The sequence below is a fragment of the Microbacterium sp. F51-2R genome, assembly GCF_052180235.1.
Lineage (GTDB): Bacteria > Actinomycetota > Actinomycetes > Actinomycetales > Microbacteriaceae > Microbacterium.
In genome coordinates this window covers 3,902,436-3,916,201 of the sequence record NZ_CP197470.1, presented here as the reverse complement: position 1 = coordinate 3,916,201, position 13,766 = coordinate 3,902,436, and the positions used below count along the sequence as shown (strand labels likewise).

General features: G+C 69.8%; 12 protein-coding genes. 6 read left to right on the top strand and 6 right to left on the bottom strand.

What is annotated here, in order from left to right; genetic code table 11:
- Positions 1-168 precede the first annotated feature (168 nt).
- The 6 genes from tkt to pgl are packed head-to-tail and all read left to right on the top strand — an operon-like array spanning position 169 to position 8,310.
- The gene (tkt, locus tag ACSBPH_RS17240; protein ID WP_442575529.1) at positions 169-2,271 is read left to right on the top strand and encodes a transketolase; all 2,103 of its coding nucleotides are present in this window, start codon (positions 169-171) and stop codon (positions 2,269-2,271) included.
- 12 nt (positions 2,272-2,283) lie between these two features.
- A complete protein-coding gene (gene tal, locus ACSBPH_RS17235) occupies positions 2,284-3,402 on the top strand; it encodes a transaldolase (protein WP_442575528.1) in 1,119 nt (372 codons plus the stop codon).
- Positions 3,399-5,021 carry a glucose-6-phosphate isomerase gene (locus ACSBPH_RS17230; RefSeq protein ID WP_442575527.1) on the top strand — a complete coding sequence of 541 codons (1,623 nt, stop codon included), beginning with the start codon at positions 3,399-3,401 and terminating at the stop codon, positions 5,019-5,021. The genes tal and ACSBPH_RS17230 overlap by 4 nt, the downstream gene beginning before the upstream one ends.
- 13 nt (positions 5,022-5,034) lie before the next feature.
- Positions 5,035-6,585, top strand: a complete 1,551-nt coding sequence (zwf, locus tag ACSBPH_RS17225; protein ID WP_442575526.1) for a glucose-6-phosphate dehydrogenase — start codon at positions 5,035-5,037, stop codon at positions 6,583-6,585.
- The gene (locus ACSBPH_RS17220; protein WP_442575525.1) at positions 6,582-7,532 is read left to right on the top strand and encodes a glucose-6-phosphate dehydrogenase assembly protein OpcA; all 951 of its coding nucleotides are present in this window, start codon (positions 6,582-6,584) and stop codon (positions 7,530-7,532) included. Before zwf ends, ACSBPH_RS17220 begins: the two co-directional genes overlap by 4 nt.
- Entirely contained in the window at positions 7,525-8,310 is a 786-nt protein-coding gene (pgl, locus tag ACSBPH_RS17215) for a 6-phosphogluconolactonase (protein WP_442575524.1), read from the top strand. The genes ACSBPH_RS17220 and pgl overlap by 8 nt, the downstream gene beginning before the upstream one ends.
- Positions 8,311-9,171: 861 nt before the next feature.
- On the opposite strand, the gene ACSBPH_RS17210 is transcribed toward pgl, so the two are convergent.
- From ACSBPH_RS17210 to ACSBPH_RS17185, 6 genes are all read right to left on the bottom strand, one after another.
- Positions 9,172-9,528, bottom strand: a complete 357-nt coding sequence (locus ACSBPH_RS17210) for an RNA polymerase-binding protein RbpA (protein WP_442575523.1) — start codon at positions 9,526-9,528, stop codon at positions 9,172-9,174.
- Positions 9,528-9,776 carry a preprotein translocase subunit SecG gene (secG, locus tag ACSBPH_RS17205; protein ID WP_141882658.1) on the bottom strand — a complete coding sequence of 83 codons (249 nt, stop codon included), beginning with the start codon at positions 9,774-9,776 and terminating at the stop codon, positions 9,528-9,530. Before secG ends, ACSBPH_RS17210 begins: the two co-directional genes overlap by 1 nt.
- Positions 9,777-9,900: 124 nt before the next feature.
- A complete protein-coding gene (gene tpiA / locus ACSBPH_RS17200) occupies positions 9,901-10,692 on the bottom strand; it encodes a triose-phosphate isomerase (protein ID WP_442575522.1) in 792 nt (263 codons plus the stop codon).
- Complete coding sequence (locus ACSBPH_RS17195) at positions 10,683-11,897, bottom strand: phosphoglycerate kinase (protein ID WP_442575521.1); 1,215 nt, start codon at positions 11,895-11,897, stop codon at positions 10,683-10,685. Before ACSBPH_RS17195 ends, tpiA begins: the two co-directional genes overlap by 10 nt.
- A 5-nt stretch (positions 11,898-11,902) precedes the next feature.
- Positions 11,903-12,907: a type I glyceraldehyde-3-phosphate dehydrogenase gene (gene gap, locus ACSBPH_RS17190; RefSeq protein WP_442575520.1), complete on the bottom strand. Its 1,005-nt coding sequence runs from the start codon at positions 12,905-12,907 to the stop codon at positions 11,903-11,905.
- A gap of 103 nt (positions 12,908-13,010) precedes the next feature.
- A complete protein-coding gene (locus ACSBPH_RS17185; protein ID WP_442575519.1) occupies positions 13,011-13,637 on the bottom strand; it encodes a superoxide dismutase in 627 nt (208 codons plus the stop codon).
- Positions 13,638-13,766 lie beyond the last annotated feature (129 nt).

The window sequence follows — 13,766 nt, the reverse complement described above, 5'->3', positions numbered from 1 at the left end:
TTTGTGGCTGTCACACAACAGCGCACATGGCCTCGGGGGCATTGCCCTTCGATATGCTGAAAACCACAGGCGCGACCCCGCGCGAAATCCCCCTCCCGCCAGCCCTCTGTGAGAGCTGTGCGGCGCGGCCGCCGGGGCGCCGAAACCCTTCAGACGAAAGGCGGTCCCGTGTCGGAACTGCGTTGGGAAGAGATCGACGAGCGTGCCGTGAACACGGCTCGAGTGCTGGCGGCGGACGCTGTCGAGAAGGTGGGGAACGGTCACCCGGGTACGGCGATGAGCCTCGCCCCGGCGGCGTACCTCCTCTACCAGCGGGTCATGCACCACGACCCCGCCGACGTGCACTGGCCCGGCCGTGACCGCTTCATCCTGTCCGCCGGTCACTCGTCGCTGACGCAGTACGTGCAGCTGTACCTGGGCGGATTCGGACTCGAGCTCGACGACCTCAAGTCGCTGCGCACGTGGGGCTCGCTCACGCCGGGTCACCCCGAGTACGGCCACACCGACGGGGTCGAGATCACGACGGGCCCGCTCGGCCAAGGCCTGGCCTCGTCGGTCGGCTTCGCCTACGCGTCCCGCTACGAGCGCGGCCTGTTCGACCCGGAGACGCCGGCGGGCGAGTCACCCTTCGACCACTTCATCTACGTCATCGCGTCGGACGGCGACCTCCAGGAGGGCGTGACGAGCGAGGCATCCTCGCTCGCCGGACACCAGGAGCTCGGCAACCTCGTCGTCATCTACGACTCGAACCAGATCTCCATCGAGGACGACACCGATGTGGCGTTCACCGAGGACGTCGCCGGTCGCTACGAGTCCTACGGCTGGCACGTGCAGACCGTCGACTGGAAGAAGACCGGCCAGTACGTCGAGGACGTCGCGGAGCTCTATGCCGCGATCGAGGCGGCCAAGGGCGAGACGAGCAAGCCCTCCATCATCATCCTGAAGACGATCATCGGCTGGCCGTCGCCCGGCAAGCAGAACACCGGCAAGATCCACGGCTCCGCCCTCGGCTCCGACGAGCTGCGCGCGACCAAGAAGGTGCTCGGCTGGGACCCGGACGAGACCTTCGAGGTCCCCGCCGAGGTCCTCGAGCACACGCGTTCGCTGCGTGAGCGCGGCGAGGCCGAGAAGGCCGCGTGGCAGGAGAAGTTCGACGCGTGGGCCGCCGCCAACCCCGAGCGCAAGGCGCTGTGGGACCGTCTGCAGGCGCAGGAGCTGCCCGCCGACATCGACTCCGTCCTCCCGGTGTTCGAAGCCGGCAAGGCCGTCTCGACCCGCGCCGCGTCGGGCACCGTCATCAACGCCCTCGCCGAGGCTCTCCCCGAGCTGTGGGGCGGCTCGGCCGACCTCGCCGAGTCGAACCTCACGACCATCAAGTCGGCGAAGTCGTTCATCCCCAAGGAGTGGTCGACGCACGAGTGGGCGGGCGACCCCTTCGGCCGCGTGCTGCACTTCGGCATCCGCGAGCACGCCATGGGCGCGATCATCAACGGCATCGTGCTGCACGGGCCGACGCGCGCCTTCGGCGGCACCTTCCTGATCTTCAGCGACTACATGCGCCCGGCGGTCCGACTCGCCTCGCTCATGAACATCCCGTCGATCTACGTCTGGACGCACGACTCGATCGCGCTCGGCGAGGACGGCCCCACGCACCAGCCGATCGAGCAGGTCGCGTCGCTGCGCGCCATCCCGAACTTCACGCTGGTGCGTCCCGCCGACGCGAACGAGACCGCGGTCGTCTGGCTCGAGCTGCTGCGCCGTCACGCGGGACCCGCCGGTCTCGCGCTGACCCGCCAGAACATCCCGGTGTTCGAGCGCGGCGAGGGCGAGGCATCCGGCGACACGTTCGCCTCCGCCGCGAACGCCGTCAAGGGCGCGTACGTGCTCGCCGAGGCGCCCGGCGGCACGCCGGACGTCATCCTCATCGGCACGGGCTCGGAAGTGCAGCTCGCCGTGGCCGCCCGCGAGACGCTCGCCGCCGAGGGCATCAACGCCCGCGTCGTGTCGGCGCCCTCGCTGGAGTGGTTCGCCGAGCAGGACGAGGCGTACCGCGAGAGCGTGCTCCCCGCCGCCGTCAAGGCCCGCGTATCGGTCGAGGCCGGCCTCGCGCTGTCGTGGCGCGGCATCGTGGGCGACGCCGGTCGCTCGGTCTCGATCGAGCACTTCGGCGCGTCGGCCGACTACCAGACCCTGTTCGAGAAGTTCGGCATCACCGCCGAAGCCGTCGTCGAGGCGGCGCGTGAGACCATCGCCGCAGCGTCGGCGAACTAAGGAGACAAACGCATGAGCACCCCCACCGAACAGCTCTCCGCCGAGGGCGTCAGCATCTGGCTCGACGACCTCTCCCGCGACCGCATCGCGACGGGCAACCTCGCCGACCTCATCGCGACCCGCAACGTCACGGGCGTGACGACCAACCCGACGATCTTCGCCACGGCGCTGTCGAAGGGTCACGCCTACGAGGCGCAGGTCGCCGAGCTCGCCGCGAGCGGCTCGTCGACGCACGACGCGATCTTCACGATCACGACCGGCGACGTCCGCGACGCCGCCGACATCTTCCGCCCCGTCGCCGACGCGACGAACGGCGTCGACGGCCGCGTGTCGATCGAGGTCTCCCCCGACCTCGCGCACGACACCGAGGCCACCGTCGCCGAGGCCAAGAAGCTCTCGGCCGCGGTCGACCGTCCGAACGTGCACATCAAGATCCCCGCGACGAAGGCGGGCCTGCCCGCCATCACCGAGGTCATCGGCGCGGGCATCTCGGTCAACGTGACGCTCATCTTCAGCCTCGAGCGCTACGCCGAGGTCATCGACGCGTACCTCGCCGGGCTCGAGAAGGCCCAGGCCGCGGGCCTGGACATCTCGAAGATCCACTCCGTCGCCTCGTTCTTCGTGTCGCGCGTCGACACGGAGGTCGACAAGCGCCTCACTGCGATCGGCTCGGACGAGGCTCTCGCGCTCAAGTCCAAGGCCGGCATCGCCAACGCGCGCCTCGCGTACGAGCTCTACGAGCAGAAGTTCGCCGAGGACCGCGCGAAGGCGCTGACGGATGCCGGGGCGAACGTGCAGCGGCCGCTGTGGGCCTCGACCGGCGTCAAGGACCCGTCGCTGCCCGACACGCTGTACGTGACCGAGCTCGTCGCCCCCGGCACCGTCAACACGATGCCGGAGAAGACGCTCGAGGCCACGTTCGACCACGGTGTCATCGCCGGTGACACCGTCACGGGCAACTACGCCGACGCGCACGGCGTGTTCGAGCAGCTCGCGGCCGTCGGCGTCGACTTCGCCGACGTCACGCAGGTGCTCGAGGACGAGGGCGTCGAGAAGTTCATCGTCTCGTGGCGCGAGCTGCAGGACACGGTCACGAACGCCCTCGCGGCGGCCCCCGAGGCCGCTCGATGACTTTCGACCTCCACCTGACCGGGCACGTCAAGTCGGTCGTCGACCAGACGCTGCCCGGGCTCGTGGCCGACCTCGTCGCGTCGGGCATCACGGCGGCCGACCCCACCCTGTGGGGCGCGGCCGCCGAGCCCGAGGCGGCGAAGCGGCTCGGGTGGGTCGACGCGGTCAGCGTCTCGCGTCCGCTCGTGGCCGAGATCGTCGCCCTGCGCGACGAGCTGCGGGCGAAGGGCGTCACGCGCGTCGTCCTCGCGGGCATGGGAGGCTCCTCCCTCGCCCCCGAGGTCATCGCACAGACGGCGGGGGTCCCGCTCGTCATCCTCGACTCGACGGCGCCCGGCCAGGTCCTGGCCGCGATCGACGGCGACGCCGAGGCGGGGGGCCTTGCCCAGACCGTCCTCGTCGTCTCGTCGAAGTCCGGCTCGACCATCGAGACCGACTCCGCCAAGCGCGCCTTCGAGGCCGCGTGGCGCGACCTCGGGATCGACCCCGTCGAGCGCATCGTCGTGGTCACCGACCCCGGCTCGCCGCTGGACGAGTCCGCCCGCGCAGCGGGCTACCGCGTCTTCAACGCCGATCCCGACGTCGGCGGCCGCTACTCGGCGCTGACGGCCTTCGGCCTCGTGCCGACGGGCCTCGCCGGCGTCGACATCGGCGAGCTTCTCGACGAGGCCGACGCGACCCTCCTCGAGGTCGCGATCGACAGCCCCGACAATCCGGCCCTCGTGCTCGCCGCGGCGATCGCGGGCGGCGACCCGCGCCGCGACAAGCTCGGTCTCATCACGGACGGCACGCACATCGTGGGCCTTCCCGACTGGATCGAGCAGCTCGTCGCCGAGTCCACGGGCAAGGAGGGCACCGGCATCCTTCCCGTCGTCCTCCTCCCCGTCTCGCCCGAGCTCGAGAGCCAGCCGGCTGACCTGCAGATCGTGCGGTTCGTCGACGAGGCGAAGGCCTTCCACTTCCGTGAGCGCCACCCGGGCGAGGTGCTCGTGAGCGGCTCGCTCGCGGCGCAGTTCATCGTGTGGGAGTACGCGACCGCCATCGCGGGACGGATGCTGGGGATCAACCCCTTCGACCAGCCCGACGTCGAGTCGGCCAAGGCCGCGGCACGGGGGCTCCTCGATGCGCGTCCCACGCCCGCCGCCCCCGCGTTCAGCGTGGAGGGTGTCGAGGTGCGCGTCTCCGACCCGGCCCTCGCGGCATCGGGCACGGTCGCCGGCGTCCTCGACGCGCTGTGGTCGAGGCTTCCCGCCGACGGCTACGTCTCGATCCAGGCCTACGTCGACCGGCTCACGCTGCCGCAGCTCGCGGGACTGCGTGAGCTCGTCGCCGCCGACTCCGGTCGACCCACGACCTTCGGCTGGGGGCCGCGATTCCTCCACTCGACCGGCCAGTACCACAAGGGCGGTCCCGCGAACGGCGTGTTCCTGCAGATCCTCGAGGCGACCGACGTCGATCTCGAGATCCCGGGCCGGCCCTTCACCTTCGGCCAGCTGATCCAGGCGCAGGCCGCCGGCGATGCCGCCGTCCTCGCCGAGGGGCACGGCCGTCCCGTCGTCACACTCACCCTCACCGACCCGCAGCTCGAGGTGCTCACGCTCTTCGAAGCCGCCCAGTAGGAGGCATCCTTCGATGACCGTGGAGATCTCGCGCGGGCACAATCCCCTCCGCGACCCGGATGATCGTCGCCTCAACCGCATCGCGGGACCGAGTGCGCTCGTCATCTTCGGCGTGACAGGGGATCTGTCCCGCAAGAAGCTCATGCCCGCCGTGTACGACCTCGCCAACCGCGGCCTGCTGCCGCCCGGCTTCGCACTCGTCGGGTTCGCCCGCCGCGACTGGGAGGACCAGGACTTCGCGGAGGTCGTGCACGAGGCCGTCAAGCAGAACGCGCGCACCGAGTACCGCGAAGAGACGTGGAAGCAGCTGCTGCAGGGCATCCGCTTCGTCTCGGGCACGTTCGACGACGCCGACGCGTTCCGCCGCCTCCGCGAGACCGTCGAGAACCTCGACGTCGAGCGCGGCACGATGGGCAACCACGCGTACTACCTCTCGATCCCGCCGAAGGACTTCGCGGTGGTCGCGGCGCAGCTGAAGTCCTCCGGGCTCGTCGACGACACCGCCGACGGCGCCGACCGCTGGCGCCGCGTCGTGATCGAGAAGCCGTTCGGCCACGACCTGGAGTCGGCGCGCGAGCTGAACAACGTGCTCCGCTCGACCTTCCCGACGGACTCGATCTTCCGCATCGACCACTACCTCGGCAAGGAGACGGTCCAGAACATCCTGGCGCTGCGCTTCGCGAACGAGCTGTACGAGCCGATCTGGAACCGCAACTACGTCGACCACGTGCAGATCACGATGGCCGAGGACATCGGCGTCGGCGGTCGTGCCGGCTACTACGACGGTGTCGGCGCGGCGCGCGACGTCATCCAGAACCACCTGCTGCAGCTCATGGCCCTCACCGCCATGGAGGAGCCCATCACCTTCAACGCCGCGGATCTCCGCGCCGAGAAGGAGAAGGTGCTCGCCGCGGTGACCCTGCCCGAAGACCTCTCGCTCGCCGCCGCACGCGGTCAGTACGCGGGCGGATGGCAGGGGGGCCAGAAGGTGCTCGGCTTCCTCGAGGAGGAGGGCATGGCCCCCGATTCGACGACCGAGACCTACGCCGCGATCAAGCTCGAGGTCAACACGCGTCGCTGGGCGGGCGTGCCGTTCTACCTGCGCACCGGCAAGCGCCTCGGCCGACGCGTCACCGAGATCGCGGTCGTCTTCAAGCGCGCGCCGCAGCACCTCTTCTCGCGCAGCCAGACGTCGGAGCTCGGGCAGAACGCGCTCGTCATCCGCGTGCAGCCCGACGAGGGCGTGACACTGCGCTTCGGCTCGAAGGTCCCCGGCGCCGGCACCCAGGTGCGCGACGTCACGATGGACTTCGGCTACGGCCACGCCTTCACCGAGGCGAGCCCCGAGGCCTATGAACGGCTGATCCTCGACGTTCTGCTCGGCGACCCGCCGCTGTTCCCGCGGCATGAAGAGGTCGAGCTGTCGTGGAAGATCCTCGACCCGTTCGAGAAGTTCTGGTCGACCCAGGGCGGACCCCTGGATCAGTACTCCCCCGGTTCGTGGGGCCCTGAATCCGCGGACGAGCTCCTCGCGCGCGACGGACGGACCTGGAGGCGGCCGTGATCATCGAACTCCCCGACACCAACGTCAGCAAGATCTCGCGCGCACTCATCGATGTGCGCGAAGAGGGCGGCGCCGTCGCCCTCGGCCGGGTGCTCACGCTCGTCATCGCGACGCGCCCCGGCGCCGAGGAAGAGGCCATCGAGGCCGCCAACGACGCCTCGCGCGAGCACCCCATGCGCGTGATCGTGCTCATGTTCGGCGACCGCGACGCCGAGCCGCGGCTCGACGCGCAGATCCGAGTGGGCGGCGACGCCGGCGCGAGCGAGGTCGTCGTGCTGCAGGCCTCCGGCCCGGCGGCCTCGAACACCGAGAGCCTCGTGACGGGTCTGCTGCTGCCCGACGCCCCCGTGGTCGTGTGGTGGCCCGACAATCCCCCGGCGGTTCCGTCGGCCTCTCCCTTGGGCCGTATCGCGCAGCGCCGAATTACGGATGCCTCGACCCGCCCGTTCGAGCCGCACCGCCTCTCGGCGCTCGGCAAGAACCACGAGCCCGGCGACACCGATCTGGCCTGGACGCGTCTCACGCACTGGCGCGAGCAGCTCGCTGCCGTGCTCGACCAGCCGCCGTACGAGCCGATCACCGCGGTCGAGGTGCGCGGCGCGAGCAGCTCGCCCTCGACGGCGCTCCTCGCGGCGTGGCTGCGCCTCATGCTCGACGTGCCCGTCGACTGGCGCTACCTCCCGTCCGACGAGTGGCACGACGGCATCAAGTCCGTGCGCCTCACGCGCGAGAGCGGCGAGATCCTCCTCGAGCGCTCGTCGCCCGCGATCGCGTGCCTGAGCCAGCCCGGACAGCCGCAGCACGACCTCGTGCTGCCGCGTCGCACGCTGCGCGAATGCCTCGCCGAGGAGCTCCGTCGTCTCGACCCGGACCTCCTGTATGGTCGAGTGATCACCGAGGGATGGCAGCTCCTGGGGCCGCCCGCGTCGACGGAGGCAAATGGCTGAGTTCTGGACCGAGAAGCGCGTGGTGATCAGTCCCGATCCCGCCGCTCTCGCTGAATCCGTGGCCGCACGCTTCCTCAGCCGCCTGGCCAAGATGACGTCCGAAGGCCGTCCCGTCCACGTCTCGCTCACCGGCGGGTCGATGGGCTCGGCGGTGCTCGCGGCAGCGGCGCGGCATCCGAAACTCGGCAAGGTCGACTGGTCGCTCGTGCACTTCTGGTGGAGCGATGAGCGCTTCGTCCCGCGCGACGACGACGACCGCAACGAGAAGCAGGCGCGCGCGGCGCTCCTGGACGGCCTCGACATCCCTCCCGCGAACATCCATGCCGCATCCGCCAGTGACGAGGGACGGGATCTGGATGCCGCGGCCGCGGACTACGCGCGCGAGCTCGAGCGTTTCCGCGACGAGAACGGGACCGACCCCTGGCCGTCGTTCGACATCTGCTTCCTCGGAGTGGGGCCCGACGCGCACATCGCGTCGCTCTTCCCGGACCGCGAAGAGATCCGCGTGACCGACGCCGCCGTCGTCGCCGTGCGGGACTCGCCCAAGCCGCCGCCCGAGCGCGTGACGATGACCCGTCCGGTGATCAACTCCTCGCAGCGGGTGTGGCTCGTGCTCGCCGGCACCGACAAGGCGTCGGCCCTCGGGCTCGCGCTCGCGGGCGCGAGCTACCAGAGCGTGCCCGCCGCCGGCGCGAAGGGCCGCAGGCGCACGATCTTCTTCGTCGACGAGGCCGCGGCATCGCAGGTGCCGGTCGAGCTGATCACCGGCGAGTACTGACCCGCCCGCACCGTTCCGCCGGTCGCGCTCGTGCCCGCGCGAGGGTAGGAGTCCGCGCCGGCGTCGTGCCGCCACTCGCGGTGCCCGGACGGCGGTGCTCATGCCCTCACGAGGGTAGGAGTCCGCGCCGGCGTCGTGCCGCCGCTGGCGGTGCCCGGACGGCGGTGCTCATGCCCGCACGAGGGTAGGAGTCCGCGCCGGCGTAGGACAGAACGGGCGCTCCGCATCCTCCCTCCCCGCCTTCTCCTACCCTCGTGAAGGTGAAGGTGAGGGTGGAGGCGGGCGGAAGGCGGGGGCGATGGGGAAGGCAGTGCGGGAGGCGCTGCGGCGCGCCGAAGCGCGGCGGAGTGGCGCCACTGGCCCGGCGGAACCTCACGCCCGCACGAGGGTAGGAGTCCGCGCCGGCGTAGGACAGAACGGGCGCTCCGCATCCTCCCTCCCCGCCTTCTCCTACCCTCGTGAAGGTAGAGGTGAAGGTGAAGGTGAAGGTGGAGGCCAGGGTGAGGGTGGGGCGAGGGTGAGTGGGGGTGACGATGACGCGCACTGCGGCGCCCGGCAGCGCGGCGCCGCGGCGACGCCCGGCAGCGCCGGCCCAGCACTGCCTCACGCCCGCACGAGGGTAGGAGTCCGCGCCGGCGTAGGACAGAACGGGCGCTCCGCATCCTCCCTCCGCGCCTTCTCCTACCCTCGTGAAGGCGAGGGTGAAAGGGAAGGTGAGGGTAAAGGTGAAGGCGGGGGTGAAGGGGAAGGCGGGGCGGAAGGCGTTGCGGCGCCCCCAAACGCACTCCCAGGGCGGAGCCCAGGCGAATGAAGAAGGACCGCGCAGCGCGCGGTCCTTCTTCGTGTGGTCTTCGGTCGGGCTCAGCCCTCGCCGCGGCGCTCGCGCAGCTGCTGCAGCGCGTCGCCCAGGAGCGCCTCGGCCTCTTCTTCCGTACGGCGCTCCTTCACGTAGGCGAGGTGCGTCTTGTACGGCTCGGTCTTGGCCACGGCCGGCGGGTTCTCCTTGTCGCGCCCGGCGGGAAGCCCGGAGTGCGGGGAGTCGATGACCTCGGGGATCTCTTCGTCGGGGATGCCCGCCGCGAAGTAGCGGACGGTCTCGTTGCCGAGGGCGTCCCAGTACGAGATCGCGACGCGCTCCGCGTGGAAGCCGTGGTCCTGTTCCCCCATCGGGCCCGCGCCGACGCGCGTGCCGCGGATAGCGTTGCCGCCAGTAGCCATCAGATCCCCTGGAACTTCGTGATGAGCCCGAGAGCCACGATCGCGACGAACCATACGAGCGCGAGGACGATCGTGAACCGGTTGAGGTTGCGCTCCGCCAGGCCCGAAGAGCCCAGTGCGGAGGTGAGGCCGCCACCGAACATGTCGGACAGGCCGCCACCGCGGCCCTTGTGGAGCAGGATGAGGAGGGTCAGCAGGAGGCTGGTGATGCCGAGGAGCACCTGCAGGACGAACTCGAGGATCTGCACAGTCGTGAAGCCTTTCGCTGCGGACCGTCCGGGCCGCAGGAACATCGGAGTGCGGCCCTTCAGCCGCGCTGCGAACATCTGAGCGCGACTTTCGGCCGCACAAGGGTCGAGTATACCGGGAGGGTCAGACCCCGACGTGCTTCTGGTACCGGATGATCGCGGCGAACTCGTCCACGACGAGGCTCGCACCACCCACGAGAGCGCCGTCGACATCGGGCTCGCGCATGAAGCTCGCGATGTTGCCCGACTTGACCGACCCGCCGTAGAGCACGCGAGTGCGGTCCGCGGCATCCTGACCCAGCTTCTCGGCGATGACCGCACGCAGCTTGGCGCAGACGTCCTGCGCCTGATCGGGGGTGGCCGCCTGGCCCGACCCGATGGCCCAGACGGGCTCGTAGGCCACGACGATGTCGGCGTCGGCCGAGACGCCCTCGAGCGCGACCTGCAGCTGACCGACCGGCACGGCGCTCGCACCGAACTGCTCGAGGTCTTCCGCGGTCTCGCCGACGCAGATGACCGGCACGAGACCGTGCCGGATCGCGGCCTGCGTCTTGGCCGCCACGACTTCGTCGGTCTCGGCGTGGTACTGACGCCGCTCGGAGTGCCCGATGATGACGTAGCCGCACTGCAGCTTCGACAGGAACGCGCCCGAGACCTCACCCGTGTAGGCGCCCGCGTCGTGCGCCGAGAGGTCCTGCGCGCCGAGGCGGAAGGGGATCTTGTCGGCGTCGAGGAGCGTCTGCACCGTGCGGAGGTCGGTGAAGGGCGGGAAGACCGCGACCTCGACCGAACCGTCTTCGTGCTTGGCGTCCTTGAGCGTCCAGTGGAGCTTCTGGACGAACGCGACCGCCTGCAGGTGGTCGAGGTTCATCTTCCAGTTGCCCGCGATGAGCGGGGTGCGGCCGTTCACTGCCATCCGAGGACCTCCAGTCCGGGGAGCTTCTTGCCCTCGAGGAATTCCAGGCTCGCTCCGCCGCCCGTCGAGATGTGTCCGAAGTCGTCGTCGGCGAAGCCGAGCTGACGGACCGCCGCGGCCGAGTCGCCGCCGCCGACGACGCTGAGCCCGTCGACCTCGGTCAGCGCCTGCGCGACGGCCTTGGTGCCGGCCGCGAACGCCGGCATCTCGAACACGCCCATAGGCCCGTTCCAGAAGACGGTGTTGCTGCTGCGGATGACCTCGGCGAACTGCACGGCCGTCTCGGGTCCGATGTCGAGGCCGAGGCCCGAAGCGCCGAAGGGGGTGTCCTCGAGCGCGGACGCGGGCGCCACGACGTGGTCGGCGTCTGCGGAGAAGGATGCCGCGACCACGGCGTCGACGGGGAGGACGAGCTCGACGCCCCGCTCCTTCGCCGTGGCGATGTAGCGCTTGACGGTGTCGAGCTGGTCCTGCTCGAGGAGGCTCGCGCCGACCTCGTACCCCTCGGCCTTCAGGAAGGTGAACATCATGCCGCCGCCGACGAGGAGCTTGTCGACGCGCGGGAGGAGGTGCTCGATGACGCCGAGCTTGTCGCTCACCTTCGAGCCGCCGAGGACCACGGCGTAGGGACGCTGCGGGTTCTCGGTGAGGCGGTCGAGGACGTCGACCTCCTTCTCGATGAGGTACCCCGCCGCGGACGGCAGGATCTCAGCGAGGTCGTACACCGACGCCTGCTTGCGGTGGACGACGCCGAAGCCGTCCGACACGAGCACGTCGCCCAGCCGGGCGAGCTCTTGGGCGAAGGCGCGGCGGGTCGCGTCATCCTTCGACGTCTCCCCCGCGTTGAAGCGGAGGTTCTCGATGACCGCGACGTCGCCGTCGTGGAGGGCGGCAGCCGCCTCGTGAGCAGACTCGCCCACCGTGTCGCGCGCGAACGCGACGGGCTTTCCGAGGAGCTCCGACAGTCGCTGCGCCACCGGCGCGAGGCTGTACTTGGGGTCGGGGGCACCGTCGGGACGACCGAGGTGCGAGCAGACGATGACGCAGGCGCCCTGATTGATGAGGGCGTTCAGCGTGGGGAGCGTGGCCCGCACACGGCCATCGTCCGTGATGACCTCGCCCTGGAGAGGGACGTTGAGGTCAGCACGGACGATGACACGCTTGCCGGCCAGCGAACCCAGCGAGTCGAGGGTGCGCAGAGCCATGAGGATCAGAGCTTCGAGGCGACGATCTCGGTGAGGTCGACGAGTCGGTTGGAGTAGCCCCACTCGTTGTCGTACCAGCCGACGACCTTGACCTGGTTGCCGATGACGCGCGTGAGACCGGCGTCGAAGATGCAGGAGTGATCGTCGGTGACGATGTCGCTCGAGACGATCTCGTCTTCGGTGTACTTCAGGATCCCCTTGAGCGGGCCCTCTGCGGCGGCCTTGTACGCGGCCTTGATCTCGTCGACCGTGACCTCGCGCTCGAGCTCGACCGTGAGGTCGGTCGCCGAGCCGGTGGGGACGGGCACGCGCAGGGCGAAGCCGTCGAGCTTGCCCTTGAGCTCAGGGAGGACCAGGCCGATGGCCTTGGCCGCACCGGTCGAGGTCGGGACGATGTTGAGGGCGGCGGCGCGGGCGCGACGCAGGTCGCTGTGCGGGCCGTCCTGCAGGTTCTGGTCGGCGGTGTAGGCGTGCACCGTCGTCATGAGGCCCTTGACGATGCCGAACTCGTCGTTGAGCACCTTCGCGAGCGGCGCGAGGCAGTTCGTGGTGCAGGACGCGTTCGAGATGATGTTGTGGTTCGCCGGGTCGTAGGTCTCTTCGTTGGCGCCGATGACGAACGTGGCGTCCTCGCCCGAGGCGGGCGCGGAGATGAGGACCTTCTTGGCCCCGCCGGCGATGTGCTTGCCGGCGTCGGCGGCCTTTGTGAAGCGGCCGGTCGACTCGATGACGATGTCGACGCCGAGCTCGCCCCAGGGGAGGTTCGCGGGGTCGCGCTCCTCGAAGACCTTGATCGTCTTGTCGCCGACCGTGATGGAGTCCTCGGTGTACGAGACCTCCTGGTCGAGCCGGCCGAGGATCGAGTCGTACTTGAGCAGGTGGGCGAGGGTCTTGTTGTCGGTGAGGTCGTTGACAGCGACGATGTCGAGGTCAGCACCCTGCGCGAGAGCCGCGCGGAGGTAGTTGCGTCCGATGCGGCCGAAGCCGTTGATTCCGATCTTGACAGTCACGGAATGTCTCCTGAAGGTGTCGTGCGCGAGTGCGCGGTTGTTGCAGTTTCAGACGAGTGGACAACGGCGTCCCGGCGGGGCGTCCGCCGGGACGCCGCACTTGCTATGACAGTACCAGCAGGCCCGTCGTCTTCTCGCGGGCGGCCTCGAACCGCTTCTGGACGTTCTGCCAGTTCGCGATGTTCCAGACGGCCTTGACGTAGTCGGCCTTGACGTTGAGGTAGTCGAGGTAGAAGGCGTGCTCCCACATGTCGAGCTGGAAGACGGGGATCGTGCCCATCGCCGTGTTGGCCTGCTGGTCGAACAGCTGCTGGATGATGAGCTGCTCGCCGATCGGGTCCCAGCTCAGGACCGCCCAGCCCGAGCCCTGGATGCCGGTGGCCGCTGCCGTGAAGTGGGCCTGGAACTTCTCGAAGCCGCCGAAGAACTCGTCGATCGCGGCTGCGAGCTCGCCCTCGGGCTGCCCGCCGCCGTCCGGCGACAGGTTGGTCCAGAAGATGGAGTGGTTGACGTGGCCGCCGAGGTTGAACGCGAGGTCCTTCTCGAGCTTGTTGACATTGGCCAGGTTGCCGGTCTCACGCGCCTCGGCGAGCTGCTCGAGCGCGGTGTTCGCGCCGGCCACGTAGGCGGCGTGGTGCTTGTCGTGGTGCAGCTGCATGATCTTGCCGCTGATGTGCGGCTCGAGCGCGGCGTAGTCGTAAGGGAGGTCGGGCAGCGTGTACTTCGCCATGGTCTCTTCTTCCTGTCGGCGCTGCGCCAGGGGAACCCCGGCGTCCAGCGAGGGTGACGGATTCATCCTACTGAGAGGCAACGCACCGGCACGGGGGTTGCTTCCCTGCGTGACACGACCTATCCGGCG

Excerpts from the sequence above, each read along its gene's own strand:
- ACSBPH_RS17195 (WP_442575521.1), bottom strand. The coding sequence starts at position 11,897 with ATGGCTCTGCGCACCCTCGACTCGCTGGGTTCGCTGGCCGGCAAGCGT.
- zwf (WP_442575526.1), top strand. The coding sequence starts at position 5,035 with ATGACCGTGGAGATCTCGCGCGGGCACAATCCCCTCCGCGACCCGGAT.
- ACSBPH_RS17185 (WP_442575519.1), bottom strand. The coding sequence starts at position 13,637 with ATGGCGAAGTACACGCTGCCCGACCTCCCTTACGACTACGCCGCGCTC.
- tpiA (WP_442575522.1), bottom strand. The coding sequence starts at position 10,692 with ATGGCAGTGAACGGCCGCACCCCGCTCATCGCGGGCAACTGGAAGATG.
- tal (WP_442575528.1), top strand. The coding sequence starts at position 2,284 with ATGAGCACCCCCACCGAACAGCTCTCCGCCGAGGGCGTCAGCATCTGG.
- ACSBPH_RS17210 (WP_442575523.1), bottom strand. The coding sequence starts at position 9,528 with ATGGCTACTGGCGGCAACGCTATCCGCGGCACGCGCGTCGGCGCGGGC.
- pgl (WP_442575524.1), top strand. The coding sequence starts at position 7,525 with ATGGCTGAGTTCTGGACCGAGAAGCGCGTGGTGATCAGTCCCGATCCC.
- ACSBPH_RS17230 (WP_442575527.1), top strand. The coding sequence starts at position 3,399 with ATGACTTTCGACCTCCACCTGACCGGGCACGTCAAGTCGGTCGTCGAC.